This is a genomic window from Arminella tubonensis (genome assembly GCF_003240585.1).
Lineage (GTDB): Bacteria > Pseudomonadota > Alphaproteobacteria > Rhizobiales > Rhizobiaceae > Rhizobium > Rhizobium tubonense.
On sequence record NZ_PCDP01000036.1, the window covers coordinates 76,722 to 100,605 of the forward strand.

Here is a 23,884-nt window from a genome sequence, read left to right on the forward strand (position 1 = left end):
ATCAGCCTCCAAGCGCTTTGCGCATGTTTTGGAGGCGTAGCTTTCCGTCGGCCGCCTCCGCGTTCTGGCAATTGATCGTGTTGCGCAGTTCACCAGGATTGTCGCGGCACCCAGAAATGGTTCGGCTCAGCAGCGCTTCGTCGGTGACGAATTCATCGACGGTATAAGTCCGCTCGGATTCCTGCGAGCACGCTGCCAGCAGCAAGAGGGTAACGAAGATGGGGAGCGGCCTCACTGCAGTGCCGCCTTCATCGCATCCATACGTTGCCGCCAATCCTCCGCCTTGCGCTGTTCATCGACCTGGGTCTGTGCTTGCTGCACCATCCGCAACCCCTCCATCCGTAGTACATCGGTCTGGAGGAATGCCTGTTCGGCTTGAAGACGCGCCTGCAGGTCCGCAATATCCTTAGAGTCGCTTGCCGTAGATATCTTCTCGCGTAGCTGATCGATTCCGTCGATACGCTTGGTCGCAGCATCGTAGATCTGCTGACCCAGGCTCATCTGACCCGCATTCTGGTTCTGAATACGCGACAGTTCTTCGGCATAAAAATCATCGGCGCTGGTGCGGTAGGTCGAGTTACTGTCCAGGAACTTCGAGGCGGAATCGCCGAACACGCCGGTGGCATTGCCTTTAAGCAGACCCTCGATGGCGGCGAAGTCGGACGGAAGCGCCTTGCGGATCGCCGGATCATTGAGAACGCTAGCGACATCCGCCATATCGGTGAGCTTGTTGAGCGAGCCATAAAGCTGCTGCGCCTGCTCGATCTGCTGATTGAGCGCGTCGAGCTGGGACTTGAGCTGCGCGATGCTCTCGATCTGCTTGGCGATAGCGGTCTGATCGATGACCGGAATCCCCTGCCCCGCCGCGCCTTCAGCGGAAAGGATAAGCACCGTGGCGAGCACTGCGCCATGAAGTCGATAGGAAGCCATCAGCTTGCACTCCTTCGCTGTTGGAAAACGGGAAGCCAATCCTTGACGTCATTCCCGACCTCCGCGCGGATCGCGTCGAGTAGTTCGACATTGGCGGTCCGGCCGGAAAGGATGGCGAGTTCATCGTCAAAGCCGTTGAGGTCGAGCTCGGCAACGACGCTGTTGTGTCCCTGCTTCAACACGAACCTCCGGCTCTCGACGGAAAGCTCGCGCGCAATCAATTCGTATTCGCGCTCGGTGAGCTTGAATCCATCGACATAGTCGGCATGGTTGCCGCGCGAGTTGGGCAGGAAGATCTGTGTCGGGCATTGCTCGATGATCGTGTGCGCGATCGGCGAGTTCAGCGCGTCGCGTGGGCTCTGCGTGGCAAACAGCATCAACCCATTTTGTTTGCGGATTGTCTTCAGCTTGTTTTGCGCAAGATCGCGGAACCCCTCGTCCTGCAGTGCCTTCCAGAATTCGTCGATGACGATGATGATCCGACGGCCATCGATCAGTTGCTCTACGCGGTGAAAGAGATAGGCCATCAGCGGTGTGCGAATTTCCTCGTTGTCGAGGAAGTCGGTCATGTCGTAGCCGATGAACTTACTGGGCCCGCCGAAATCGCCAAAGCCGATGTCCTCGATGACATTGTCAAAAACCCAGCCGAGCGGCCCTCCCCTCTCCCACCGGCGGAGCCTGGCGGCGATCCCTTCCGGGTCGGTGTTATTGAGGAAGGTCCGGAGTGCGCCGATCGTCCGTTGGTCCACAGGCAGGTCGGCAAGGCCATCGATCGCGCCGGAGATGTCGCGAAGCTCGGTGACTGTCGGTTCCCGCTTGCCGGAACCCACAAGCTTGCCGACCCAACGCGCCAGGAACACCTTGTTTTCCGGCGTCAGGTCGAGGGCCTTCAGGGGAGCGCAGCCGGTGGGGACGCCATTCTTCAGCGGCAGGTAGGAGCCGCCGGCGGCGCGGACATAGAGGTCCGCGCCCCGATCCTTGTCGAAGAAGACAACATGTGGATCGTGTTTTTCCAGCTGTGACAGCATGAAATTCACGATCACGGTCTTGCCGGCTCCCGATGGGCCGCACATGAAGGTGTTGCCGAGATCACCGTAGTGGAGATTGAAGTAGTAGGGCGATCCCGAGGCCGTCTTGAGCAGAGCGACAGCCGGTCCCCATTCATTGCCGTCCTTCTGTCCGATCGGATAAGAGTGGAACGGTGACAGTGCCGCGAAGTTCTTCGAGGTGATCGCACCTGATCGCGCCCGGTAGCGGAAATTGCCCGGCAGTTGCGCCCACCAAGCCGCCTCGAGGCCAAGATCCTCTCGCGCCACGACGGCGCCTCCATTGGTCAGGCTGGCGCGAGCCTTCGCGAGATTGTCCGTCAGTTCTTTCATTGTCGCCGCGAAGACGGACAGCGTCAGGTGATGCTCGCCGATTACGAACCGATTGGACTCCAGATCGTCCATCGCATCGTCAAGCTCGTCGATCTGCGAGGCAGCCTTGTCGCCGCTGCTCACTAACTGGTTCTGCTTTCGCCCCATGATGACGCGAGCGTCCGCCTTCGACACAAAGCAGAAGGATTGGGAAAGCATGAGTTCAAACGGACTGGTGAGGACGCCGTCCAGCATGCCAGTCCTGGTGCGGGCCGGGTATTCCTTGAAGCTCAGCATTCCGGCAAAACGGCTCTCCGCCTCATGCCGAATCTCGATCGCCTCGCGACCGATGATGACGCGATCCGAGTAGATCGCCGAAGCGATGCGGCCTTCGGTCAGCGGAACTCGTTCGCGCCTGCCGCCGACGATCTGGTGAAGCACCTCGCTCGGCTCGGAGAAGAGCATGCCGTCCTGATCATAGAGAGAAAGCACACGGGGTTCGAAACGTTTCAAGCCAGCGACTACGTCGACGACCTTGTCCTGAAGCTGTTTCAAGGCCTCTTCATCGAGCTCCATATCAAGGCGTTTTGCCCGTCGAAGGCGCGATAGCAGCTTTGCCGCCTTGGCGGCCGGATCGCGCCCTGGTGACCAAAGGACGGTCAGATAGAGATCGTTGCGGAAAAGGTCTTCGCGCACCATACGCTCGCGATACTTCTCGTTGAGTGCGGCAGAGAATGGTGTTGCAAATGTTCCATCTGGATAGTCGCTGTCTCGACGCCGGACGAGGTGAGTCCAAATCGCAAGCCGCTCATCGGCAACGTTTCGATAAAGGGTGTTGAGGTCGCGATAGAGGGCGTTGAGATCGAGCACATCAGCGGTTTCGAACGATACACCTTCGAGCGCGACCATGACCATCAGTGTGCGGGAGTCAAGCGCGATCGTCGACTGGTCGACGTGGCGCAGGTATGGAATAAAGGCCTCGGGTGCGAGCTCGCGGGATCTGAGAGTGGCGATGTTAGGCAAATCCAATATCCCTTTCGTCAAAGCGGCGGGCCAATCTGAGAGGCGAGAGTGTTGCTCCGCCCCAATAGGCACTGTTGCGCGAACGGCCGCGTGTCTCGACCCAGGCCAGCAGGATACGGAACATGTTGTGATCGTGCTTCACCAGGGCGCGGAAGATGAGATGGAACACGACGCCGACCAGCGCATAGGCGATCGAACCGGCAACGATATAGAGGATCGTTGTGAGCATGATGTTGAAGCCCATCGCCTCCATGGTCACGCCAGCGATCATTGCCGGCCGCGTGCATGCGATGAAGAGTGTGTCTTCTTCGAGAACCGCCCGCTCGATGGCCATCTTCAGCTTCCGACGATGGTGTTGACGAGTTCGGTGGCGCCGAAGATGCCGCCGATCCCGATGATCCAGAAGCCTGCCCGCCTCAGGTCCATATAGCCGAACATCCAGGCAATGCAGATGACGATCACCGCGATGACCGCCAGAAGCTTGGCGATGTTTCCGGTTAGCATGTCAACGATGTTTTGCAGGACGGTTTCGATGCCGGCGGCTTGCGCGAAGGCTGGTTCAACCATCGTCATTACGATGGTGGCAGCCATGACGGACGAAGCGACAATGGGTCGGATACGGGAATTCACGGTCATTTACTCTGCTCCGATTGATTGCTCTGAAACACGAGGACGGATGATCGGCGTCGGGTCTTAAAGACGTCCCATGCCGGCGCCGCGGAGATCGCGGCTGTTTTTTCCAGGGAGTTTTCCGCCACCACCTCGGCAACGGCGTCTGCGCCGGGAATTTCGTTTGGGATGTCGTCCTCCCTCCCCTCCCCCGTGTCGCCAATTGTCACTCGTGCCATGGTCGGCCCGAGCCGTTTGATTTCGCGGCGAACCTGATCGTCATAGTTGACCATGGCGCCGACAGATGGATCATCCCGTCCGTAGTAGGATTGCAGCATGACCTGCTCGGCCCTGGCGGGGTCGGCACCCACCTTGACCGCGAGGCGATAGTAGCCGTCGAGTAGCGTCGCTGTAGCCTGAAGGTTAAGGCACGGATCGAAAGCGTCGGATATCGAGAGTTTGAGCCTCCGAAGCTCTTCCGCTCCGACTCCGCCAAGGCCCAACTGGATGTCATGGCGTTCGGCCATCAATGATGTGGCGATTTCGATTGCCTCAGCCTTCGTCGCAGGCTGCCGCTTGAGGCGCGCGCCGCTGTTGATCCGGATGCTGAGCGGAGCGAACCGGCTTTCGAGGCTGACGACGCCTGCAAGTGTTTCGGATGCAACGAAGGGCGCGCAGGTCTGTGCAAGATCTAGGAAGGCAACGGGCATGTTCAGAACCACACCCTCTGCTTACCGATCCCGTCGATCGTCACATCGATGTACCGAGGTTTCTCGCGCACCAAGGGACGGGCCACGGTATAGGCAATGCACTGATAGCGACCGTTTTGGTTTTGCCAACGCGGGGACATAACTGAGCCGTTGTTCTCTCCGCCGCCGTCTCGATCCTGCCGGCAGAAACTATCGCTCACGGCCTGCGGCGACGTCGAAATGCACGTAGCGTCATTCCCACGAGGGCCGTAGCCAGCCGATAGACGGTAGTCGGCACTGCAGTAGTATGGCTCGTAATGGGGCCGGGAGCTCTGAAAGCCGACGCCGCTGCAGGTCGGAAACGAATGGCCTTTCGCGAGCCAATCCCAAAGTTTCTCGATCGGCGGCCGGCACTCGGCATATTGCGTTGGGCCACCGGGGTTGGATATGCACAGGATAACCTGGCAACCCCAGTCGTCGGCACGAGCGCTTCGTTCCGAAATAATATACAGTGAGGCGAACCCCAACGCTGCTATGATCGCTCGAAAGAAAAGGCCCTTCATGCCCCCTACCCTCCGGTTTCTTCAATGTCAGCTAGAATTGAAAAGCGACTCGCCTCAACCCGCTGACTATGCAAATAATAGATAGTTAAACCGATGGCAAGCAATTTGAGCGACCGATGGCAAAGCCAAGCGTTATCTGTCTTTGCAGTGCGTGAAATTTTAGAAAAGCCGATCGAGGGAGAGTCGGCGCAGTCCCGCATCAAACAGATCGGGATGATGAATATTCTCTATCTGATGCATCAGGCGCACCAGAAGTTAACGCTCGCAAATATAATCGAAATCACCGGAATGACGCGTGGTGGCGTAATCGAAACCATTGATCTCTTGGTCCAGCGTGGGATCCTTACGGAGACGCTTGGACGGAACTCAATGGGCCGAGGAACGGCCCGACAGTTTGAGTTTTCCCCCCAGATGTTTGAGGCACTCCACGCTGCAGCTACGACCAGAAATGGCTGATTTTTAAGTTATCAGGCATTGTCTAATACAAAGATTTAATTCGCACAACCGAGCGCCGGAAACGACGGTCAACAGCAGTTCATGGGGCATGCGCCGATCGTGTCGGCGTAGGCGCTATAAGCACCAACGGCACGCGGATTCTACGATCACGGTGAAGTCACGTTCGGCCAAATGCTCCAACTACGTTGAGAGAGGGTGGCTTTGCCGGTGGCGGAAGAAGCCGTTAACGCCATCCTCTCCATTGCGCGACTCGGCGGCGATTGGATGGCTAATGTCATAACAGAGCATCACCGGAGGAAGATTGGGATCGTTTCCGGTTAGCTTTTAGCGAAGACGTGGACTCGGCGTAGCATGCCGACTCGAACGCCTGAATCGCGACACATACAGAACCTATCAAGCCACGACGGGGCCAGACCCAAGTGCTCTTTGACCTTGATCATGACTTGAGCAAGTCGGTTGTCGACTCATTTTTTTCTTCCACCGGGGGGACAATGCTAGCCAGGCAATTAACTGATGTTATTGTCTTTTTTGTGTGCGTCGCCCGAGGTCCAGGAAGATGTTAATGTTGCATTAACCTTAAAGCACTTGCCGACTCGGTCAAATCGGTCTCTATCTAGTTGCGGAGTTATGCCGTCCGTTGGCAAAGGTCCGCAAACTGGGCAAGGCGAGCGTAAACATGGTAAACTTAGATCTAGGCGCTGAAGAGGAGTTTTCCGGCTTTCGGGAGCTGGTTCGCAGCCATTCCCGTACGCTTTCTGCCCAACTACAAGCTTACCAGACAAAGATGTTTCCACCGCACGCGCGGAAAACAATCCGAAATTTTGCTCCAGCCGAGGCAGAGAAATTATTCGATTTCGCTGAAGGGTATCTACGCACAATCGTTAGCGAAATGGAGAAAGATGAAAGCCTGAATTTTAAGGTTGCCTCAGGTCCTGGCAACCGCCGTACTTATTCCGTGAGCGATCTTGCGAAAATACGTCAATATATGGACGCTGGGAGCCGCCCCGCCGGACGTTATCTGCCACATCGCCGGCAAAATGAAGACCTGCAGGTGCTTGCCGTTATGAATTTCAAAGGCGGTTCTGGCAAAACCACAACTGCAACGCATCTTTCTCAATACCTCGCCTTGAGAGGTTATCGCGTCCTTGCCATCGACTTAGATCCTCAAGCAAGCATGTCCGCTCTGTTTGGAAGCCAGCCTGAGCTTGATGTCGGACCAAACGACACGATCTACGGTGCCATCCGTTATGATGAAGACCGGCGTCCAATCCAGGATATTGTCAGGGCGACGTATATTCCTGACCTGCACCTGATCCCAGGCAATCTCGAGCTTATGGAGTTTGAGCATACCACGCCCATGGCTCTTGCAAAGCGAGAATCCAGGGACAAGCTTTTCTTCGCTCGAGTGTCAGATGCCATAAACGATATTCGAGACTCATATGATGTGGTCGTCATCGACTGCCCTCCCCAGCTCGGCTATCTAACGCTTTCGGCGCTTACTGCGGCTACGTCCGTGCTCATTACAGTTCACCCACAGATGCTCGACGTTTTGTCCATGAATCAGTTCTTGGCGATGACCAGTGACCTCATGGATACAATTGCAGCCGCAGGTGCCGACGATAGGCAAAACTGGATGCGTTACCTGATCACGCGCTTCGAGCCTTCTGACGGCCCCCAGCATCAAATGGTAGCCTTTCTGCGATCGCTGTTTGGCAGTCACGTCATGGTCAACTCCATGGTCAAGAGTACAGCTATCTCGGATGCCGGATTAACGAACCAGACCCTTTTTGAGGTTGACCGCAATCAGTTCACACGGGCGACGTACGACCGCGCTCTGGAATCGATGAACAGTGTAAATGCTGAGATTGAGGGTCTGATAAAAAGAACATGGGGCAGAACATGAGCCGCAAAAATCTTTTCGCTGACCTTCCGGCGCCCGTCACCACATCGGGCGCGCCACCACACGAACGTCCGCTGCACGGGACGAGCAATCCAATGTCGGCGATAAAGAAGTCGGTCGGCGATCTAAACGACCGGAGCCGCCGTGCCGACGAGATAGAAAAAAGTCTCATCGAGGGGCAACCTGTCATCGATATCGATACTGCGCTGATTGATCCGTCATTTGTACAAGACCGTATGGAAAGTGACATACACGGGCTAAGAGCTTCAATTCAGGAGCAAGGGCAGCAGGTCCCGATCTTGGTGCGTCTACATCCTGACGACGACGGCCGATATCAAGTTGCCTTCGGCCACCGTCGTCTACGGGCATTGAAAGAGCTCGGCCTCAAAGCCAAAGCGATCGTTCGCAGTCTAACTGATGAGCAGCTCGTTATCGCACAGGGCCAAGAGAACAATGAGCGTGAGGATCTCACGTTCATTGAGAAGGCTCGGTTCGCCGCGCGGCTGAAAGAACGCTTTACGCGAGACGTGATCGTGTCTTCGTTATCGGTTGATAAGACAACGCTATCGACGATGCTCCAACTCGTCGACGCATTGCCTGAAGATTTGATCGAGGCAATTGGGCCAGCGCCAGGTGTCGGTCGGCCGAGTTGGCGGCAGTTAGCCGATTTGCTTGAAAAGACAAAAGGAACTTCGGAAGTGATCGCGGTTGCCAAGGCCGAGAGCACGCAGGCTCTTAGCTCAGAAGAACGCTTCAAGGCTGTAATGAGCCACATGAGGCCGAAGCCTGTGTCTCGTGGCGCACCTACTGTCCTGGCGACACCAACCGGCGCCCGTTTGGGCCAAATCACGCAGAATAAGACGAAGCTCGAAATTACAGTCGATAAGAAGGCAACGCCGGACTTCGCGACCTTCTTGCTGGAGCAGGTGCCCGCGCTTTATGAGGCGTACCTGGCAAATCACAGGCGAAACTAGGAGAGCAGGCGAGTAAAGAAAAAGGCCCCAACAACGTTGCCGTCGTGGAACCTCATTCTGTAGTCGTGAGAAACACAGAATCGCATTTCCATGAATCCTCGTCAAGAGTCTTTGGCACCGTTTTTGGTGAGCGGCTTTCTTTTGCCTTCTGAAAGGTGAGAGACGATGCAAACAGGAAATGTGACGACGCCCTTCGGGCGCCGGCCGGCGACGCTTGCGCTCGTGCGACGTCAGACGGCCTTGGCCGATATCAAGCAGGGAAAGACCGCGGATAAATGGAAGGTCTTCAGAGACGCATCCGCCGCGATGGATTCTCTCGGGATCCAGTCCAACAGCCTTGCGGTTCTCGACGCGCTTTTGAGCTTCTACCCGGAAGCTCAGCTACGCCAAGATGCCAAGATGATCGTCTTTCCATCGAATTTTCAATTATCGCTGCGGGCTCACGGCATGGCAGGAGCCACTCTACGCAGGCACATCGCTTTGCTGGTCCAAGCAGGGTTGATCGTCCGCAAGGATAGCGCCAACGGCAAGCGATACGCGCGCAAGGATGACGCAGGCAAGATCGAGGCTGCATTCGGCTTCGATCTTTCACCTCTCCTCGCCAGATCCGAAGAGTTGGCCATGTTGGCGCAGCAGGTTATGGCCGATCGCGCTACGTTCCGGAAGACGAAGGAAAGTCTGACAATCTGCCGCCGCGACGTCCGCAAGTTGATATCCGCAGCCATGGAGGAGGGCGCGGCCGGCGATTGGCGGGCAATTGAGGAGATGTATGTCGGCATAGTCGGCAGGATTCCCCGCTCCCCCACGCTTACTGACCTCACCTCAATCGTCGAAGACATGCAGGCTCTACAAGAAGAGGTCGTCAATCGCTTGGATATTCACGATATTTCGAGAAATGATAGCACCAATGATGCTCATAATGAGCGGCACATACAGAATTCAAATACCGAATCCCCTAATGAACTTGAACCAAGCTCTCGAATAGAGCCAGGGGCGAACCCAAGCGGATTAGATAGAGCGAGGAGCGAGCCGATAAAGGCATTTCCGTTAGGAGTGGTGCTGAGGGCCTGCCCGACGATTGCTGATTACGGGCCTGGTGGGGCGATTGGGAACTGGCGCGACCTGATGTCCGCGGCTGTGGTGGTTCGGTCGGCCTTGGGGGTCAGTCCGTCGGCCTACCAGGACGCCTGTGAAGCGATGGGGCCGGAGAATGCGGCTGTTGCCATAGCCGGGATTTTGGAGAGGGCAAACTTTATCAATTCCGCCGGGGGGTATCTGCGGGATCTCACTCGGCGCACTAGGCGCGGCGAATTCTCACTGGGCCCGATGATTATTGCTCTTCTGAAGAGCAATGCGGAGGGCCGACAGCAAGCGAGTGCGTAAGCCGGTGACCTTGGAGGCAAGGATCGGGCAATCTCTTGAGTTCAAAACCTCGTCTGTAACAGCGTTGCGAAGGTCACAACATTACGTGGGGGGCAACGGCTCAAGCTTGCGAACGACCGTCGCATTCGCGTCACACGATCGAACGTTTTAGCTTTCGTAACGAAACCATCTTTGACACCTTGAGTTTATGAATCCATCGCCTTCGTATTCCTTTCGTGATCGCTCCCCCGCCGAAGCCGCGTGTAGAGGTAAAGCGACGCCTCAGCGCGATTTTCGCGATAACGCCGGCCACGTGAGAACCATGCCCGCTTGCATTGTTATGGAACTGGTCCTTAAAGCTCGGAATCCGTCGTAATCAGTCAGAGCGCGACATTCCATCATGCAAGGCGTCTTGCAGGCGTCGAGATGGCGGTCGTGAACCCCTCCCCGTTTCCCGACGCGGGCTTTTTTGACAAGCATCGCAGTCAAGCAATCTTCATGAGGCTCAACGATGGGGATCAGATCATCTTGATAACGAGTTCCCTGTCATTCGTATCTTGATGTCGGCAGGCGTCGCGAAGGCGCTATGGTTCGAGCCCACAAGGCCAAGGTCGAAGGTGCGGTGCTGATCGTCGAGCGCTGGATACTGGCTCGCCTCAGAAACCGAGGCTTCTTCAGTCTGGCCAATCTGAACGCCGCGATCTCGGTTCTACTTACGACTTAAACAACCGCCCGATGCGCCACATCGGCAAGTTTCGCTGGCACCTGTTCGATGAAGTGGAGAGAAAAGCTCTCGCGCCGCTGCCGGCAAAGCAGTTCGACTATGCAGAATGGAAATCGGCGAAGGTCCATCCCGATTACCATGTCGAGGTCGACAAGACCTTCTACTCCGTGCCGCACCGCCTGATTGGCCGACAGGTTGATGTGCGGCTGACTCACCGGGTGGTCGAGATGTTCCTCGATCACAAGCGGATTGCCAGCCATGTCAGGCGCTCTCAGCGAGCCGGGCATGTCAGGGTCAACGAGCACATGCCTAAATCCCATCAGCGTTACGCCAACACTACGCCGGCATCGCTTTTGAACCATGCGGTGAGGATCAGGGTGAACACCGCCATTCTGGTCGAGCGCATGATGCGCGATCGTCCTCATCCCGAACAAGGATATCGCTCGGCCTTCGGCATTTTGTCCCTTGCCCGCGTTACGATACGGATCGACTGGAAGCGGCTTGCGAGCGGGCGCTGGTCATTAACTCCATCACCTGTTCCTTTGTCACCGCCACTCTCAAATCCGGTCTCGAGCGGACCAAACCTCAGACTGATCCGGCAAAACCAACACCATCGCACACCAACATCCGCGGCAGTTCTTATTAGCAATGAAGGTAGGGAAGACCCCCTTACCGCCACTCCCAAAAAAGTGAAAATTGGAACTTCGCAACTGCGAACCGATATAACACGCTGATAATAAAGTTGTTTTTCCGTTGGTCAATTCTGTAGGGGTCTGCCGACCCTTTCTCACGTGCACTTGCCGGAGACAAAACGTCGTGAATTAGCAGCCCGCCGGATCGATTCAACTAATGGCTGACCTCGCCCCTGTTCCGCCGCGGACCAAGGGTTCAGGGCAATATCAGACCCAGATCAAGAGCGCATTCAGCGTGAGGCCGTAAAGCGCTTTGCCAAGCAATTCGAGTTTGCCGGTGTGCAAATTGTGAGAGACGCTCAGTCTCCATCAAAGTCATTCTTCGTTTGTGAGGGCAGAGAGAGGGGGTCGGAAAATGCCGCGGCTGTGATGGCCTGCATTCTGGAGCGGCGAGGCCTGATCAACTAGCCGGCGCGTGATCTGACGCAACGACCGAAAAAAGGCGAGTTCTCGCTGGGGCCAATGCTAATGGCGTCGATGCGCGCCAATGCCGGTAACAAGAGGGAGTCGGGATGAAATCGTCGACGTTCCGCCCATTCACAGCCTCAAGTGATCGTGGCGAGAAAGCTGTCCAGCAGAGAATTGAATTCCCTGTGCTTTTGCCAGTGGAGACCATGTCCCGCATTTTCCAGACGAACGGCCCCGCGCGCCCAGAGGCTCCGGAATTTCAGGGAGTCGATGTAGTCGAGATTGATCACTGGGTCGTCAGCGCCGTTGATGACGGCGAGGGGGACAGCGGAATTTTCGACAAGCGCACGCTGATCGAGATGTTTTCCGGAAAGGGCTGCATCGATCATCAATTTACGCGAGCGGCCATCCGTTCGCCTGACAGTGGTTTTCCAGAACTCGTCGGGGACGGCGTCCGATCCGAGCGCAAGCTCAACGACCATGTCGATCTCCTGCTTCGTCAGAACTTCTTTCCCTGTGTAGGCGAACTGCGGATTGGGAAGAAAACCAAGGGCCGCGCCCGCGGGACCTGGAGGGATGGGGGGCGTGCCAAAGATCATCGTGCCGGCTGTCTCCTCGGGCAGGAGACGCATAAGTTCCAAAGCCACGTGGCCGCCGAGCGAGTGGCCAAGAATGGCGAAGCGATTGACGCCGAGGGTTTCGATAACTTCGCAAACTGCGTCGGCATATCCGTCGAAGTTGTAGGTGTGCAGCGGATCGACGGCATCTGAGGATTGGCCGTGTCCCGGCAGATCGACGGCGATGATGCGGTTCTTTCCCGTCAATGCTTCGATCTGGAAATGGAATGTTTCTTTGCACACGGAATTGGCGTGGATCATGAGGACCGGAAGCTGGTCGCCGGGTGTATCGTAGACTGCGATCTGACCATGGGATGTTTCGACCGTTTTTTCGTTCATCATCGTTGTTCCTCGTTCACCTTAAATTTCTCATTCTGACGATTTTGCCCAGTCACCTAAACCGTCACTATGACAACAATCTGATCGTGTCCTGTGAGACAGTCGGCAATAGCCGGGTGAGGGTACTGCCCTCGTGCAACATTCGCGGTGATTTTTCGGTAGGCGAGGCACATGGCTCAACTTTTACCGAAGTGTTTCGAACCTTTTAAATTCAGGAAGCTCATAGGAATTCAAATTTGTCACGGTGGTATTGATGCGTTGTATTGTAGAGAAGTCGATTTTAACCGGCCTGCTTTCGGTGTTGGCCTCGCTGGCTCTTTCGTTCAGCATTGTACCGTTGCTGGGCGGGCAAGTAGCGGGCGCGGGCCTGTTCATGACCATTTTTTGTCCACTGGCGATATCGATCCCGGCCTCGGCGCTGCATTTCACCCAGTCGGAAAAAGTGCGACGAGCAGAAGCTGCAACGGCGCAGGCTCTGAACAAACTCGCGGATGCTTATGATGCCCTCCGGGTCCAGTCTCGCAGGGACGGCCTGACCGGCATTCCTCACACGAAGCGCATTCATGGAAGATCTGGAGATGATCGGTCAACAGGGTGGGGCCGGCGCCCTGCTGTTTCTGGACCTGGACTATTTCAAGTCGATCAACGACCGGCATGGTCATGCAACTGGCGATGAAGCCCTTCGCAGCACCGGCCGGATCCTAGCCCGCTACCAGAGCCAATCAGATTTCGCGGGACGTCTTGGGGGTGAAGAATTTGGTCTGTTTCAGAGCAATTTGATGTTCGATGAAATGCTCGGTCGTTGCGAGGAGGTTCGGGAAGAAATCGCCCGTATTGTCTTGAAAACACCTTCTGGCGCACAGGTGCGGATCTCTACGAGTATAGGGGCGTGTTATTGCCAGCCAGGCTTTGATCCATCGGGCTCCCTGAAGGCTGCAGACGAAAACCTTTATCAGACAAAAGCCCTCGGCCGAAACATGGTCGTCGCATAGGCATTGAAGTCAGACCAACGACCGGACGATGCCACCTGGCTACTGGGAAGGTCAAATATCTCGCGTGCAAGGTGGGTGCGAAGAGCATCCCGGGCGAAGCGGGTTTGCGATTTCGCAATCGCCCAGGCATGGTGTGGTTCTCCTTGCTTAGGTTCAAAATCCGGCGACTGGTCATGGTCTCTCCAGGAACCACATTCGGTATTCTGACATCGAGAGAGAATTCACTTTCGCAACGGCATCGGCTGAAAGGGTTTCTTCGCTTCGCCCGGCCGCCAATAATGTCGTTGGCGAAAGAGGAAGAATCCATGTCTGCCGATAACGATCGGGCATAAGAAATTGTCCATCTCCTGCGCGTAAAACGCCCCATTTCATACCGCGGACTTTCGAATATATGGCGTTGATCTTCCGTTGCATGTGTGGCCATGCGAGCATTCGGCCTGGTATGGAACCATCTGGATTGGAAATGACGTAACCGGCCTTTTCCAACTGGTCTCGCTCATCGGAAGACCATCCACTCAGGTCGGCGCCAGATGAAAATCCCTTAAGTCCAGGCATATTCCTCAGACCGACTCCTCTATCATTTGCTTCGACGAGATGGGACCGGACCGCCCAAAGAGCGAACATGGCCGTGATATCGTGGCTGTGTTGAAGATCAGGAATATCGAGATCTCCAATACAAATCCTGTCTGCTATCGCCTGAAAGGTGTCTTCTATAGTTTTGTGCCCATTCTCGCTGCGCTCCTCCCAAAGGCGCGGAGCACAGAAACCAGCGTTCTCTGGCTTTGCAAGAAATGTCTTGCCGTTCTTCCGTGTCACACGAACAAGGCCGGCCTCGTTGCAAAACCGCGCGATGCTTCTACGAGGAACAATATGCTGTTTCTTTGTCAATTGATGAAGGTTCAGTCTTCCCATCGCTACCTCTTCCGGGGCGTGCAGCGCGCATGCTGCATCGGATATGATCTCAATTACTGCTCAGGAAGTGGCCTATGCCGATCGCTGGATGATCAAACTACCAACCGCGCCGCGCGTCCCATTTTACGTTCGGTGTTGTTGTAGTACCCCGACGCTTGGGTGACCGACTTGTGCAGGGATTGCTGCATGGCTTCAGGCAGCGGAATGCCGCGGTTGGCAGCCTCGGTCAAATAGCCCGAGCGCAGGCCGTGGGCAGAAAACTGCGCCGGATCAAGACCAGCCTGTGCAATACGCGTTTTCAGGATGAGATTGACCGATTGTGGCGTCATTGCGCGGCAATCGACATTGCCCCACTGGTCTATGCGGCGGAAGACAGGTCCCGCTTCGATCTTTGCCGCTTCCAGCCAATGCTTGAGGGCTGTCACCGGCCTGCCGATCAGGACGACATGCTCGTTGTCGTCCGCCGACGTGGTTTTGGTACGACCGAGACGGATCGTCAGGCAGGGCAGGAGAGGGGAGTGCTCGTCGGCCGGATTGGCGTGAACCGGTTCCTCGTCCATCAGATCCTCGACCCGAAAACCCGCCACTTCGGAACGCCGCCGGCCGCCCGATGCGAAGGCCATCAGCAGCAGCGCCCGGTCGCGCAGATCGACGAGCCGATCGCCGGCGCAAGCGGTCAGCAGCTTGGCAAGGATATCGCCGGTGACGGCCTTCTTGCTCTTTCTCTGCCGCGGCCGATTGCTGGCGCGGACAGCGAGCCGCAACGCGCTCTTCAGTGATGGCGCCGAAAACGGTCCGGTCAGCCCACGCCAGCGCGTCAGGATCGACCAGCTCGTGAGCCTACGGCGAACGGTCGCTGGCGCATGCGGACCGGTGCTTCTCAGCAATCCCTTGACGCGAAGCGCATTCGACACATCTTCGGGCATGCCGTGATCGGGATTGGTCTCACGCTCGGCCGGATCCCACAGATGGTGGGCAACGAATTTCAGAAGCAGGCTTTCGGGCGCCGGCCAGGGGAGGGGAGTGCCTGTCGCGACAGAACACCATACCTCGAGGTAGGCTAGGTCGGACGCCAGCGCCCGCATGGTGTTGTCGCCCATGCCTTCGCTGGCCAAGTGCTTGAGCGTCGCGACATCGTCGTCGGTCAGCAACTCAGCAAGTTGATCACGACGATCGAAGGGCAAGATGGCGTCGAGCGCATCCAGTTCTTCGGCACGCTTCAGAATCGCGTTGCCCGAAGGCGACAGGTCAGTGCTCATGTTCAAGCGGCCCGACGATGGTGATCCCTTCACCGCGGGCGGCGGTGGCCATTTTCCGGTCGCCGGTCGCCAGAGGCAGTCCTTGTGTCCTGGCGAGCGCGACATAACTCGCGTCGTATGCGGTCAGCGTGTAACGGGCCGCCAGTTCCAGCACCAGGCCGTCTCCACCGGACCCTGCGTCCTCGAGCGGTAACCCCCGCAACTGAGTCATCAGCAGAAGCGGTTCGCCCGGGCGGAGCCGGCCACGCCGTTCGGCCACCAGAAACAGATTGCGCGTCTCAAACCAGAACAGTGCCGGGACGAGACCGACCGTCGAGCGTATCTCTGACATCAGTCGATCGGCGGCATCGTGTTGTTCGTCGGGCAGAAACCAGGCGGCGGCGATGGAGGCATCGAGAACGAAGGACATCAGTAACGCCGGCCTTCATCGCGCCATTCGCGGATTTCGTCCTGCGTGGTGACTGGACGGCCGGCACGCTGGGCCTTGATTTCGGCGATCAGCGCATCGACGTCGTTGTCGCGGCGGATGCGGGAAAGACGGGCGACAGGTGTGTTGCCTCGCGAGATGATCACCTCTTCGCCGGCTTCGACTTTTGCCAGCAGCTCGGACAGGTGGGTTTTGGCCTCGGCGACCTTGACGGTAACGGTCATGACGGATGCTCCAGGGTGTGTGCCTCTCGTCGAGCGGACGGTGGTTCACATCGCTTTTCGACATTCTGCGCGATCATACGGCGGTTTCCGCAAGTTGGTCAAGGCCTAACCATATCATTATCGATACTTATACACTATCGATAGTGCTAGCACCAACCGATAGAAATATGCAGTGACGGACACAAACTATCCACTGGTGTCTGTTTAGAAAATCATTTACCATGATTTCAATGTCTTACGATCTTGCCAAATTGCCCATCTCAAGCCTCCTGCGACCGATTTCGGACGCGGGCTCAATGTTGACCCGTCTTGACGAGCGCATTGCCCGTTCCCCAGTCGGCGAGGGTTTTGTCGAGCGCTCGCACTTTACCGACGCCTGCGCCTCGCTGTGGATCGACGGCGAACTTGTCCACCTCGAAGACCTTGTCCTCCATGACGCCACGAAGGATATTCGCACACCAACCCACGAATTGACCATCGCCCGCGACGTTTTGAAAACCCGCCGGCGCATTGCCGCGCAGCCACCCGGCTGGGCGCTGTCGCCGGACGGTCTGCGCAGCCTGCGTGGCCAGGCGCCTAAGGAGGCGTCGGATGGAATCGCTCCGATCAGCAAGGATGAGCCACCCGCCGACGATCCGGTCGGAGGAGGGGAGGCGGATGGGATCGAAGATAGTATAAGCCTGCCAGACGTTGACTATGCCGCTATCGACGCGCTGCTTGCCCGCTCGGATGCCGTCATCGAAGAGGCAAAGAAGCCGGGCCGTGCCAGCTGCCGCGATAAGGATCCGCTGCTCTATGATCTCGACTGGGATGAGGACGAGCGCATGGAGGAATGGCATGCAGTGGTGCGGCAAGCTGAAAACCTGCCGCCCGTGCTGCAGGTGGTGGTCGCCCTCGATGCCTGGAACGAACTTTCTGTCCTTCAGCACGCCCCTTGGCTCGGCAGACTGCTGACCGTCTCAATCCTGCGGCAGGCAGGCATCACATCTGGAGCACACCTCGCCGCGATCAATCTCGGTCTTAAAACCATTCCCGTCGACCGGCGCCGGCATCGCGACCGCGAGACACGGCTGCTGGCGATCGTGCGTGGTTTCGTGGCGGCCGCAGAGCTCGGGCTTAAAGAACATGACAGGTTGACGCTGGCGCGAAATATGATGGAACGGAAGTTGGCGGGACGACGAACGTCTTCAAAACTGCCAGAGCTGATCGAGCTGGTGATGGCGCGGCCGCTGGTGTCGGCCGGTATGATCGCGAAGGAACTTGCCGTCACGCCGCGGGCGGCGCTACGGATTGTGGATGATCTGGGGCTCAGGGAGATGACGGGGAGGGGGAGGTTTCGGGCGTGGGGAGTGATGTGACGTCGCCGAAAATTGTATCTAAATGTCTGATGCGGAAAGTTCATTGAGCGCGATTGACAAGACGAAAGAACAATTCGAAGTTGTTCTGGAACAATGCATAGCTGGGTCCAATTTTGCTGAATGCCTGCCCATCTGTACTGCTAGATCTCGAAGATCCGGGTGATGATGTCATTGCGCGGTTTAGGTACCAATTCAGCCACGTCGCTATTCAAGCACTTAAAATGGTGGTCGATCCACAATGGGCTAAAGCGATCATCTGCGAGAATTTCGAAGATTTTATTGTCGAGCGTCACACGGGCACCTTTTCCGCGATTCAAGTAAAGTCGCGCGAGCGACACTTGTCACCGTTTAAGCTGAATGAACTAGCAGTCGAAAAGGCCATCGTTCGCTTCGTCCGGCTTGATCTTCGCTTCCCAGGGATTTTTGACGAGTTTGTATTCGTCACAAACCATGAAATGTGGATCGAAAAGGAGAACGAGTCTAATCTTGTTTGGCTCTTGGATGAAATTGAGCGCCAACCGACTATTAAAAGGCTAAGAGCCACAAATCCGAAGAAGATCGCCATTGACCGCTTGTGTAAAGCGTCCGGCGCCGATGCGGATAGTGTGATCGCGACATTATCGCGAACGCGGTGCAATCCGCAGAAGCAAGATATTAAAACAATCGATCGAGCTGTCGAGCATGCTATCGTCGAGTGTGAACAGTGTTCAGACCTCCAGCATAGAACCGTTCTGAGGCTTGTCGACGATCTTGTCGCCGCTGCATTTCATGCCTCTTCGAAAGGTAGAAATACCTTTGTACCTTCGCTTTATGCGGCTGACGTGGACTACGCCAGCGTCTTCCAGAAAGCCGCATTGCAAGGAAAGATGCTCGGACGCGAGATGGTGCAAGCAATTATCGCCGATCGGTTGAAGCCGGTTGACGAACCCTTGGCCATAACCGATCTCCTTGAGCATTCAGATTTGCCAGTGGGGCTTTCCCGCATGGTCCAGAAGATGGCAGCGGGCGGCGTCCAACTCGCTCGAATAAATCACGTGCAGGACCTGGTTCGAAGTTTCGAAGCGCTGAAAGTGCGGTGGGCTACCCGATATGGTGGCGACAAAGCGAAAGAGATGGTCAATGACCTGCTGGCCAGGACACTCACCGAATGCGTTGAGGCACACGTCGAGGCCGAAGCTGCCGCGTCGGGCATGAGTTATGGCTCTTCACAGTTTTCGCTGATGAAGGCGAAGTTGGAAGCTCGGTATACTCGTGAGCAGGCGACGCTTTACGGATGTAAACCCGATCATCTGATTGGAGCAGCAGGTCTTCTGACTGAATACTGTAAAGTGTGGTGGTCGTCACCGTTTGAACTATTGGCGGAGGCATGACGATGGATCTGATCGACATCGTCTCGTCCCTTGAGCAGAATGAGGAGCTTCATCTCGCTCGGCTTTTAGTGCTTTTGAATGCCTTTATGAAAAAAGACGCCAGCGCGGTCGAGGGGATAACTAAACTTGCAAAACTCGACTTCTTATTGAGATACCCCTCGTATTTCGAAGCCGCGCTCGAGAAAAGAGGTGTGCAAAGGGCAAAGCTCCAAGTTGCGGATTTCGAACGAAAATCCATCGAAGCTACCATGGTCCGGTACAGGTTTGGCCCGTGGGATCACCGATACCGGCGCTTCCTCAACAATCTTGCAGCGCGCGGATTCGTTACCTTCAAGGTTGAGGGGCGTAAGATATCGATCGATCTCACAGATTCAGGCGTATCTATCGCCGAGACAATTTCCAGGCAGACGGAGTTCGAACAACTGGTATTTCGGTCTTCCATGCTCGCTAAGCATCTCGATCTATCGGCAACTAAGCTGATGAATTTCATCTACGACACTTTTCCAGAGCTAAATTCCATGCAGCTGAATGACGAAATCGATGCAACGGGGCTGATCGGTGAGAATTAACATTGTTTATCTCAAACTGCTTTGCCGTAGCTCTGAAGAACTAATCACCTTCGGATCCAAGATCTCATTTTTCCACGGCCGGATGTCGAGCGGGAAGTCAACGATCGTTGAAATGATAAATTACTGCCTCGGAGGAAAGCTCGTAAAAACTCCGGCCGTCTCATCCGAGGTGTTGAAAACGCAGCTGACCGTCCGTTTGGGCGATACTGAGGTTCTCATAGAACGTGCGATCTCGGCATCGAACGTGGAAGTAAGCTGGGAGCAGGACGGACAAGTATTTCGTGAAGTGCTGCCTCTCCAAGCGGGAGAGAGGGCGGTAATCGGTGACGACATCTTCAACCTCAGCGACTTTCTGCTCGTGCGTATGGGAAGCGTGCCGATGAAGGTGCGAAAACGGAAGGCGGATGAAGATTCGGAACTGCACAGACTTAGCTTTCGAGACTTCTATAGGTTTTGCTACCTTGACCAGCCTCATCTGGATTCAAGCTTGTTCGCCTTAGAGCAGCCGATCAAAGCCGAAAAATCGAAGGATGTTCTGAAATTCGTTCTCGGCTTTCAGAGCGATGTGCTTACGCAGTTACAGCAGGAGCTGCAGGAAAAGAGACAGGAGCAGCGCTCTCTGCGAGAAGCCGCGAAACAGATCCGCGAATTCCTCAACACCTACGGTTTCGCTTCGGAGGCGTCTATCGACAGCCAAGTTGATGAGATCAACGGCTTGACCGAAAAACTCGAAATTGAGCGAGCAGCTCAGGAGGCACCGACGGAATTCGTCGAGGATAGCCTGCGTAACGAGGCAGTTCGCCTGACAGATGCCCACCAGCTCAAAGCCGCAGCGATAGAAGACATTCGTTTGCGTCAGGAAGAACAGGAGGCCCTTCGTTCCGAACTGATCACCTTGAAGATGAAAGCGGCCAGAGCAGCGAGTGCTTCGAAAGTCTTGCAAGGAGCTACCTTCAAGGCATGCCCGTGCTGCGGAACGTCAGTTACGACCAAGAGTCCTCCTGGTCACTGCTATCTGTGCAAGGCCGAGACCGATTCTGACGACGAAGGCGACATGCCATCTTCGGCCGTCGAACAGGATCTGTCAGACCGGATCGATGACTTGGACATATCGTTACGAAGGTTATCGAATTCTCTGAGAAATCAATCGCGGTCACTTTCTGAGATCCAGATGAAGCGTGCCGAAATATCGCATTCTATCGATTCCGCACGACAAAGCGTGGAATCGCAATACCTGCAGCGGGCGCGCCAGATCGAGAGCGAACTGGGCAAGTTAAACGAACGAAGAAGATTTCTCATGCACGTCAGGGCGATGCCGGCGGACATTGAGGCGAGAATGGAGAGTGCAGACAAGCTTTCAGCCGATGTCGCAAAAATTATGCGCAATATCAGCGAGGAGGAAGAGAAATTCGAAAAGGGTCGCATCCATGTCAAGGCTCTAGAAGAGAACTTCAAATCCATACTGCGAGCCATCAAGTTTCCGGAGATTGGCGATACGGACGGTATTCACATCAACACGCGAACTTGGCTTCCCTACATTTATCCAGAGGGGAATTTTGATGCCGCTTGGACCTTTTACGATGTAGGTAGCGGCGGCAAGGCGGTGCTTTTCAAGATTTCATACGCGCTTGCTATTCACAAGACGGCTGCGGAACAAGGACTTCCCATACCTCAGCTACTGATCGTGGATTCAACGATGAAAAACATCACTCCTGATATCAATCCGCTGGTTTTCAAGAATTTTTACAAGGAATTGTATCGCTTGCTGAACGCTGAATTGATTGATTGGCAGTGCATAGTCGTAGACCAGACATTTAGCCCCTTCGAAGGCTTCAAGACCGGCACCTTTGAACGGAAGATGGTCGTAGATGATCCCGAGCATCCACCGCTGATCAGTTATTATCGAGGGCACTGATCCACAGGAAACCGTGTTTGTACTCCCTAGCTTCCAGCCACTTCTTTAATTGAGATCGAATCTTCGGAGGATGCGTCATGAAACTCGTTCGTTTACGGCTAAAGAGCTTTCGTTCTTTCGGCCCTGCGGCGACTGTTATCGACCTGGCCGACCTGATCTTCCTTCTTGGGCCCAATGGCTCCGGTAAGACCGCAGTGCTCCAAGCGCTGGCAAGGATGTTCAGTCTCGATCCTAGCCAGCGGAAAATTCGGAAGTCTGATTTTCATGTTCCCAATGACGAGAAAGATCATCCCCTGGAGCGACAGCTATGGGTTGAGGCGGATTTCGAATTCCCGGAACTACTTATCGATGATGGGTGCGCCCCAACCGCTCCTGATCGAACTGGGAAGGCAGCTTTGCGACATTCTACCGGCCGAGGTTCATCAACGACACAGAGAGCCGGCGACATGGAAGTGGCAGAACGACAGTGCGCCGATCGAGTTCCAGGTCGAGGTGCCCACCGAGGTGCATTCGACGGTGGCTCTGATTCTAGGTTTGAGCGCGACAATATCAAAAGACCGTATCATTGCCGTTCTGGGCAACGACGTTTCGGTCTGGTCGATCACTGCGATTTCGCCGCACAACGACATCATGCGGACTGCTGGCGACCTCTCGCGCTTTCGCCAAGAGCTGAGACGGCTGTTTGACAAGATAAAATCGGCGCACGGAGAAGGGGCAGCGATAAACGTTTTTCCCGCCCTGCCGGTCTCTGCGGCGGTGGAAGTGGGGCGCGTGTGGATGCCAAAGGCCGATCTGCCTTTGAACGTATTTGACCAAAATCGCAGGATCGGCGGCTTCGCATCCGCTCTTAGGATCCAGTGATAGGCCGCTGAGGCTTTCAAAACAAGCTTCACCAAGCATGCGCGAACTAGTTGAAGAGGTTGCTATCTGTGGTAGGCTTCTGACGGGGCGAGGGGAGATTTACGATGGCCAAGAACATCGTCGTCTGCTGTGACGGGACTGGCAACGAAATTGGCGTGAACATGTCCAATGTTCTCAAGCTATACAGGATGCTTGAAAAAGACGAGGGCCAACTCGTGTACTACGACCCCGGCGTTGGAACGTTGGGTCAACGAAAGACGTGGGGGAGAATAAGCCAAAACGCAAAAGGGGTTCTGGGGCTCGCCACAGGCTATGGCCTGGACGACGACGTATTGGGTGCTTATCGCTTTTTGGCTGAACATTACAGCGAAGGCGACCAGGTGTTTCTTTTCGGCTTCAGCCGCGGCTCTTACAGCGTCCGTGTCCTTGCTGGTTTCATCCACCTCCTCGGTCTGTTGCGGTCAGACCAGCTGAACTACGTCGGCTATGCGTTCGCCGCTTATAAGCGCGCCGCCATGGATGGTGAGGATCTATCGGTAGCCTGGCACTTCCGAAGAATTGTTGGTGGACGGACCATAGCAATCAAGTTCCTTGGCGTATGGGATACGGTTGCATCCGTCATTGTGCCGCGACCTGATCGCTTCTACATCCCGAGCTTGGAGATGCTGCCTTACACGCTTCAAAACCCCAGCGTCGAAGTCTTCCGTCAAGCAATTGCTATCGATGAATTTCGTCGGATGTTCCGATTGCGGAGATGGAAGGAGGACCAGGAATTCAAGCCCAATCGCTTTTCGACTTCAGAGCCTCGAAACCAGGACAGCCGACAGGTTTGGTTCGCGGGCTGTCACTCCGACATCGGCGGCGGCTATCCGGAAAATGAGAGCGGGCTATCAAAGTATCCCCTCCGCTGGATGATCCAGCAAGCCAATCCGCACGGACTGAACGTGAACACGTCGATGTTCAATCATCTTGCAGAAGGAAAGGCGCGGGGCGGCAGTGAGCATGAGTACGCGGAGCCAAGCGCAACAGGGGAGTTGCACGTATCAGCAACCGGCGCCTGGCGTATTCTCGAGTGGATTCCGAAGAAAGTGAAATGGCGAGAATGGCCAAAGCGCAAGGGCTTGCTTGGCTACTACGTGCCCCACTATGAGCCGCGGTTCATTCCTGAAGGAGCAAGCATTCACGAGTCTGCGCTCCGACGGAAGGAAGTAGTTCCGTCGTACAATCCGAAAAATCTGCCGGAAATCTTCGAGGTCGAGCATGACCCTCTTTGAGGTCTTGAATGACTTTTTTTTGGATAAGCGATCGATTGTTCCGAAGTCCATTGTTCTAGGCGAGTACCGGGTAAATGAA

General features: G+C 55.7%; 23 protein-coding genes and 2 pseudogenes. 13 read left to right on the plus strand and 12 right to left on the minus strand.

The genetic code is table 11. The features are described 5' to 3' along the window. Position 1 precedes the first annotated feature (1 nt). From CPY51_RS15225 to CPY51_RS33425, 7 genes are read right to left on the minus strand one after another with little or no spacing between them, the layout of a single operon-like run. Complete coding sequence (locus tag CPY51_RS15225) at positions 2 to 235, minus strand: EexN family lipoprotein (protein ID WP_111161083.1); 234 nt, start codon at positions 233 to 235, stop codon at positions 2 to 4. Beyond that, positions 232 to 930 carry a P-type DNA transfer protein VirB5 gene (gene virB5 / locus CPY51_RS15230; protein ID WP_111161084.1) on the minus strand — a complete coding sequence of 233 codons (699 nt, stop codon included), beginning with the start codon at positions 928 to 930 and terminating at the stop codon, positions 232 to 234. The genes CPY51_RS15225 and virB5 overlap by 4 nt, the downstream gene beginning before the upstream one ends. Continuing rightward, positions 930 to 3,311 carry a VirB4 family type IV secretion/conjugal transfer ATPase gene (locus CPY51_RS15235; protein WP_111161085.1) on the minus strand — a complete coding sequence of 794 codons (2,382 nt, stop codon included), beginning with the start codon at positions 3,309 to 3,311 and terminating at the stop codon, positions 930 to 932. The genes virB5 and CPY51_RS15235 overlap by 1 nt, the downstream gene beginning before the upstream one ends. Next, positions 3,304 to 3,645: a VirB3 family type IV secretion system protein gene (locus CPY51_RS15240; RefSeq protein WP_111161086.1), complete on the minus strand. Its 342-nt coding sequence runs from the start codon at positions 3,643 to 3,645 to the stop codon at positions 3,304 to 3,306. The genes CPY51_RS15235 and CPY51_RS15240 overlap by 8 nt, the downstream gene beginning before the upstream one ends. A gap of 2 nt (positions 3,646 to 3,647) precedes the next feature. Further along, positions 3,648 to 3,947: a TrbC/VirB2 family protein gene (locus tag CPY51_RS15245; protein WP_111161087.1), complete on the minus strand. Its 300-nt coding sequence runs from the start codon at positions 3,945 to 3,947 to the stop codon at positions 3,648 to 3,650. Next, positions 3,944 to 4,630 (minus strand): lytic transglycosylase domain-containing protein, encoded by a 687-nt coding sequence (locus CPY51_RS15250; RefSeq protein ID WP_111161088.1) that lies wholly within the window; start codon positions 4,628 to 4,630, stop codon positions 3,944 to 3,946. The genes CPY51_RS15245 and CPY51_RS15250 overlap by 4 nt, the downstream gene beginning before the upstream one ends. 2 nt (positions 4,631 to 4,632) lie before the next feature. Beyond that, positions 4,633 to 5,172 carry a hypothetical protein gene (locus CPY51_RS33425; RefSeq protein ID WP_111161089.1) on the minus strand — a complete coding sequence of 180 codons (540 nt, stop codon included), beginning with the start codon at positions 5,170 to 5,172 and terminating at the stop codon, positions 4,633 to 4,635. Between the two features lie 93 nt (positions 5,173 to 5,265). Here CPY51_RS33425 and CPY51_RS15260 point away from each other — a divergent pair, with 93 nt between their 5' ends. The 5 genes and pseudogenes from CPY51_RS15260 to CPY51_RS15280 form a co-directional block, all read left to right on the plus strand. Beyond that, positions 5,266 to 5,628, plus strand: coding sequence for a transcriptional regulator (locus tag CPY51_RS15260; RefSeq protein WP_111161090.1), 363 nt, complete (start codon positions 5,266 to 5,268; stop codon positions 5,626 to 5,628). Between the two features lie 676 nt (positions 5,629 to 6,304). Continuing rightward, positions 6,305 to 7,531 carry a plasmid partitioning protein RepA gene (gene repA / locus CPY51_RS15265; RefSeq protein WP_111161406.1) on the plus strand — a complete coding sequence of 409 codons (1,227 nt, stop codon included), beginning with the start codon at positions 6,305 to 6,307 and terminating at the stop codon, positions 7,529 to 7,531. Further along, positions 7,528 to 8,502 (plus strand): plasmid partitioning protein RepB, encoded by a 975-nt coding sequence (repB, locus tag CPY51_RS15270; RefSeq protein WP_111161407.1) that lies wholly within the window; start codon positions 7,528 to 7,530, stop codon positions 8,500 to 8,502. The genes repA and repB overlap by 4 nt, the downstream gene beginning before the upstream one ends. Positions 8,503 to 8,667: 165 nt before the next feature. Then, entirely contained in the window at positions 8,668 to 9,885 is a 1,218-nt protein-coding gene (gene repC, locus CPY51_RS15275) for a plasmid replication protein RepC (RefSeq protein WP_111161091.1), read from the plus strand. A gap of 539 nt (positions 9,886 to 10,424) precedes the next feature. Next, positions 10,425 to 11,234, plus strand: a pseudogene (locus CPY51_RS15280) (Mu transposase domain-containing protein); the annotation flags it as partial. Between the two features lie 591 nt (positions 11,235 to 11,825). Here CPY51_RS15280 and CPY51_RS15290 read toward each other — a convergent pair. Next, positions 11,826 to 12,647, minus strand: coding sequence for an alpha/beta fold hydrolase (locus CPY51_RS15290; protein ID WP_244598683.1), 822 nt, complete (start codon positions 12,645 to 12,647; stop codon positions 11,826 to 11,828). Between the two features lie 560 nt (positions 12,648 to 13,207). On the opposite strand from CPY51_RS15290, the gene CPY51_RS33435 reads away from it, so the two are divergent. Then, on the plus strand, positions 13,208 to 13,636 hold the full coding sequence (locus CPY51_RS33435; protein ID WP_244598684.1) for a GGDEF domain-containing protein: 429 nt from the start codon (positions 13,208 to 13,210) through the stop codon (positions 13,634 to 13,636). A gap of 171 nt (positions 13,637 to 13,807) precedes the next feature. On the opposite strand, the gene CPY51_RS15300 is transcribed toward CPY51_RS33435, so the two are convergent. The 4 genes from CPY51_RS15300 to CPY51_RS15315 all read right to left on the minus strand — a co-directional run bounded on the left by CPY51_RS15300 (position 13,808) and on the right by CPY51_RS15315 (position 16,458). Then, complete coding sequence (locus tag CPY51_RS15300; protein ID WP_111161092.1) at positions 13,808 to 14,548, minus strand: hypothetical protein; 741 nt, start codon at positions 14,546 to 14,548, stop codon at positions 13,808 to 13,810. Positions 14,549 to 14,640: 92 nt separating this feature from the next. Continuing rightward, entirely contained in the window at positions 14,641 to 15,807 is a 1,167-nt protein-coding gene (locus CPY51_RS15305) for a site-specific integrase (RefSeq protein WP_111161093.1), read from the minus strand. Continuing rightward, complete coding sequence (locus tag CPY51_RS15310) at positions 15,797 to 16,216, minus strand: type II toxin-antitoxin system VapC family toxin (RefSeq protein ID WP_111161094.1); 420 nt, start codon at positions 16,214 to 16,216, stop codon at positions 15,797 to 15,799. Before CPY51_RS15310 ends, CPY51_RS15305 begins: the two co-directional genes overlap by 11 nt. Next, positions 16,216 to 16,458 (minus strand): type II toxin-antitoxin system Phd/YefM family antitoxin, encoded by a 243-nt coding sequence (locus CPY51_RS15315; protein WP_034513080.1) that lies wholly within the window; start codon positions 16,456 to 16,458, stop codon positions 16,216 to 16,218. Before CPY51_RS15315 ends, CPY51_RS15310 begins: the two co-directional genes overlap by 1 nt. Positions 16,459 to 16,679: 221 nt before the next feature. Between CPY51_RS15315 and CPY51_RS15320 the strand changes: the two genes are divergently transcribed. The 7 genes and pseudogenes from CPY51_RS15320 (at position 16,680) to CPY51_RS15345 (ending at position 23,805) form a co-directional block, all read left to right on the plus strand. Then, positions 16,680 to 17,816 carry an RHE_PE00001 family protein gene (locus tag CPY51_RS15320; RefSeq protein WP_111161095.1) on the plus strand — a complete coding sequence of 379 codons (1,137 nt, stop codon included), beginning with the start codon at positions 16,680 to 16,682 and terminating at the stop codon, positions 17,814 to 17,816. A 113-nt stretch (positions 17,817 to 17,929) separates the two neighbouring features. Then, positions 17,930 to 19,186, plus strand: a complete 1,257-nt coding sequence (locus CPY51_RS15325) for a dsDNA nuclease domain-containing protein (RefSeq protein ID WP_195909533.1) — start codon at positions 17,930 to 17,932, stop codon at positions 19,184 to 19,186. 2 nt (positions 19,187 to 19,188) lie between these two features. Further along, positions 19,189 to 19,755, plus strand: coding sequence for a hypothetical protein (locus CPY51_RS15330; protein ID WP_244598685.1), 567 nt, complete (start codon positions 19,189 to 19,191; stop codon positions 19,753 to 19,755). Then, positions 19,745 to 21,670 (plus strand): AAA family ATPase, encoded by a 1,926-nt coding sequence (locus CPY51_RS15335; protein WP_111161098.1) that lies wholly within the window; start codon positions 19,745 to 19,747, stop codon positions 21,668 to 21,670. Before CPY51_RS15330 ends, CPY51_RS15335 begins: the two co-directional genes overlap by 11 nt. A 77-nt stretch (positions 21,671 to 21,747) precedes the next feature. Continuing rightward, positions 21,748 to 21,990: pseudogene (locus CPY51_RS32995) on the plus strand (AAA family ATPase); the annotation flags it as partial. Then, on the plus strand, positions 21,944 to 22,531 hold the full coding sequence (locus tag CPY51_RS33000) for an SAVED domain-containing protein (RefSeq protein ID WP_275540477.1): 588 nt from the start codon (positions 21,944 to 21,946) through the stop codon (positions 22,529 to 22,531). The pseudogene CPY51_RS32995 and the gene CPY51_RS33000, both read left to right, overlap by 47 nt. A gap of 104 nt (positions 22,532 to 22,635) precedes the next feature. Next, entirely contained in the window at positions 22,636 to 23,805 is a 1,170-nt protein-coding gene (locus tag CPY51_RS15345) for a DUF2235 domain-containing protein (protein WP_111161100.1), read from the plus strand. Positions 23,806 to 23,884: the final 79 nt, after the last annotated feature.

Coding starts and splice junctions, on each gene's coding strand:
- CPY51_RS15260 (WP_111161090.1), top strand. CDS start 5,266: ATGGCAAGCAATTTGAGCGACCGATGGCAAAGCCAAGCGTTATCTGTC.
- CPY51_RS15330 (WP_244598685.1), top strand. CDS start 19,189: ATGGATCTGATCGACATCGTCTCGTCCCTTGAGCAGAATGAGGAGCTT.
- CPY51_RS15345 (WP_111161100.1), top strand. CDS start 22,636: ATGGCCAAGAACATCGTCGTCTGCTGTGACGGGACTGGCAACGAAATT.
- CPY51_RS15320 (WP_111161095.1), top strand. CDS start 16,680: ATGATTTCAATGTCTTACGATCTTGCCAAATTGCCCATCTCAAGCCTC.
- CPY51_RS33000 (WP_275540477.1), top strand. CDS start 21,944: ATGACGAGAAAGATCATCCCCTGGAGCGACAGCTATGGGTTGAGGCGG.
- CPY51_RS15240 (WP_111161086.1), bottom strand. CDS start 3,645: ATGGCCATCGAGCGGGCGGTTCTCGAAGAAGACACACTCTTCATCGCA.
- repB (WP_111161407.1), top strand. CDS start 7,528: ATGAGCCGCAAAAATCTTTTCGCTGACCTTCCGGCGCCCGTCACCACA.
- CPY51_RS33425 (WP_111161089.1), bottom strand. CDS start 5,172: ATGAAGGGCCTTTTCTTTCGAGCGATCATAGCAGCGTTGGGGTTCGCC.
- repC (WP_111161091.1), top strand. CDS start 8,668: ATGCAAACAGGAAATGTGACGACGCCCTTCGGGCGCCGGCCGGCGACG.
- CPY51_RS15305 (WP_111161093.1), bottom strand. CDS start 15,807: ATGAGCACTGACCTGTCGCCTTCGGGCAACGCGATTCTGAAGCGTGCC.
- CPY51_RS15300 (WP_111161092.1), bottom strand. CDS start 14,548: ATGGGAAGACTGAACCTTCATCAATTGACAAAGAAACAGCATATTGTT.
- CPY51_RS15290 (WP_244598683.1), bottom strand. CDS start 12,647: ATGATGAACGAAAAAACGGTCGAAACATCCCATGGTCAGATCGCAGTC.
- CPY51_RS33435 (WP_244598684.1), top strand. CDS start 13,208: ATGGAAGATCTGGAGATGATCGGTCAACAGGGTGGGGCCGGCGCCCTG.
- CPY51_RS15315 (WP_034513080.1), bottom strand. CDS start 16,458: ATGACCGTTACCGTCAAGGTCGCCGAGGCCAAAACCCACCTGTCCGAG.
- repA (WP_111161406.1), top strand. CDS start 6,305: ATGGTAAACTTAGATCTAGGCGCTGAAGAGGAGTTTTCCGGCTTTCGG.
- virB5 (WP_111161084.1), bottom strand. CDS start 930: ATGGCTTCCTATCGACTTCATGGCGCAGTGCTCGCCACGGTGCTTATC.
- CPY51_RS15245 (WP_111161087.1), bottom strand. CDS start 3,947: ATGACCGTGAATTCCCGTATCCGACCCATTGTCGCTTCGTCCGTCATG.
- CPY51_RS15310 (WP_111161094.1), bottom strand. CDS start 16,216: ATGTCCTTCGTTCTCGATGCCTCCATCGCCGCCGCCTGGTTTCTGCCC.
- CPY51_RS15250 (WP_111161088.1), bottom strand. CDS start 4,630: ATGCCCGTTGCCTTCCTAGATCTTGCACAGACCTGCGCGCCCTTCGTT.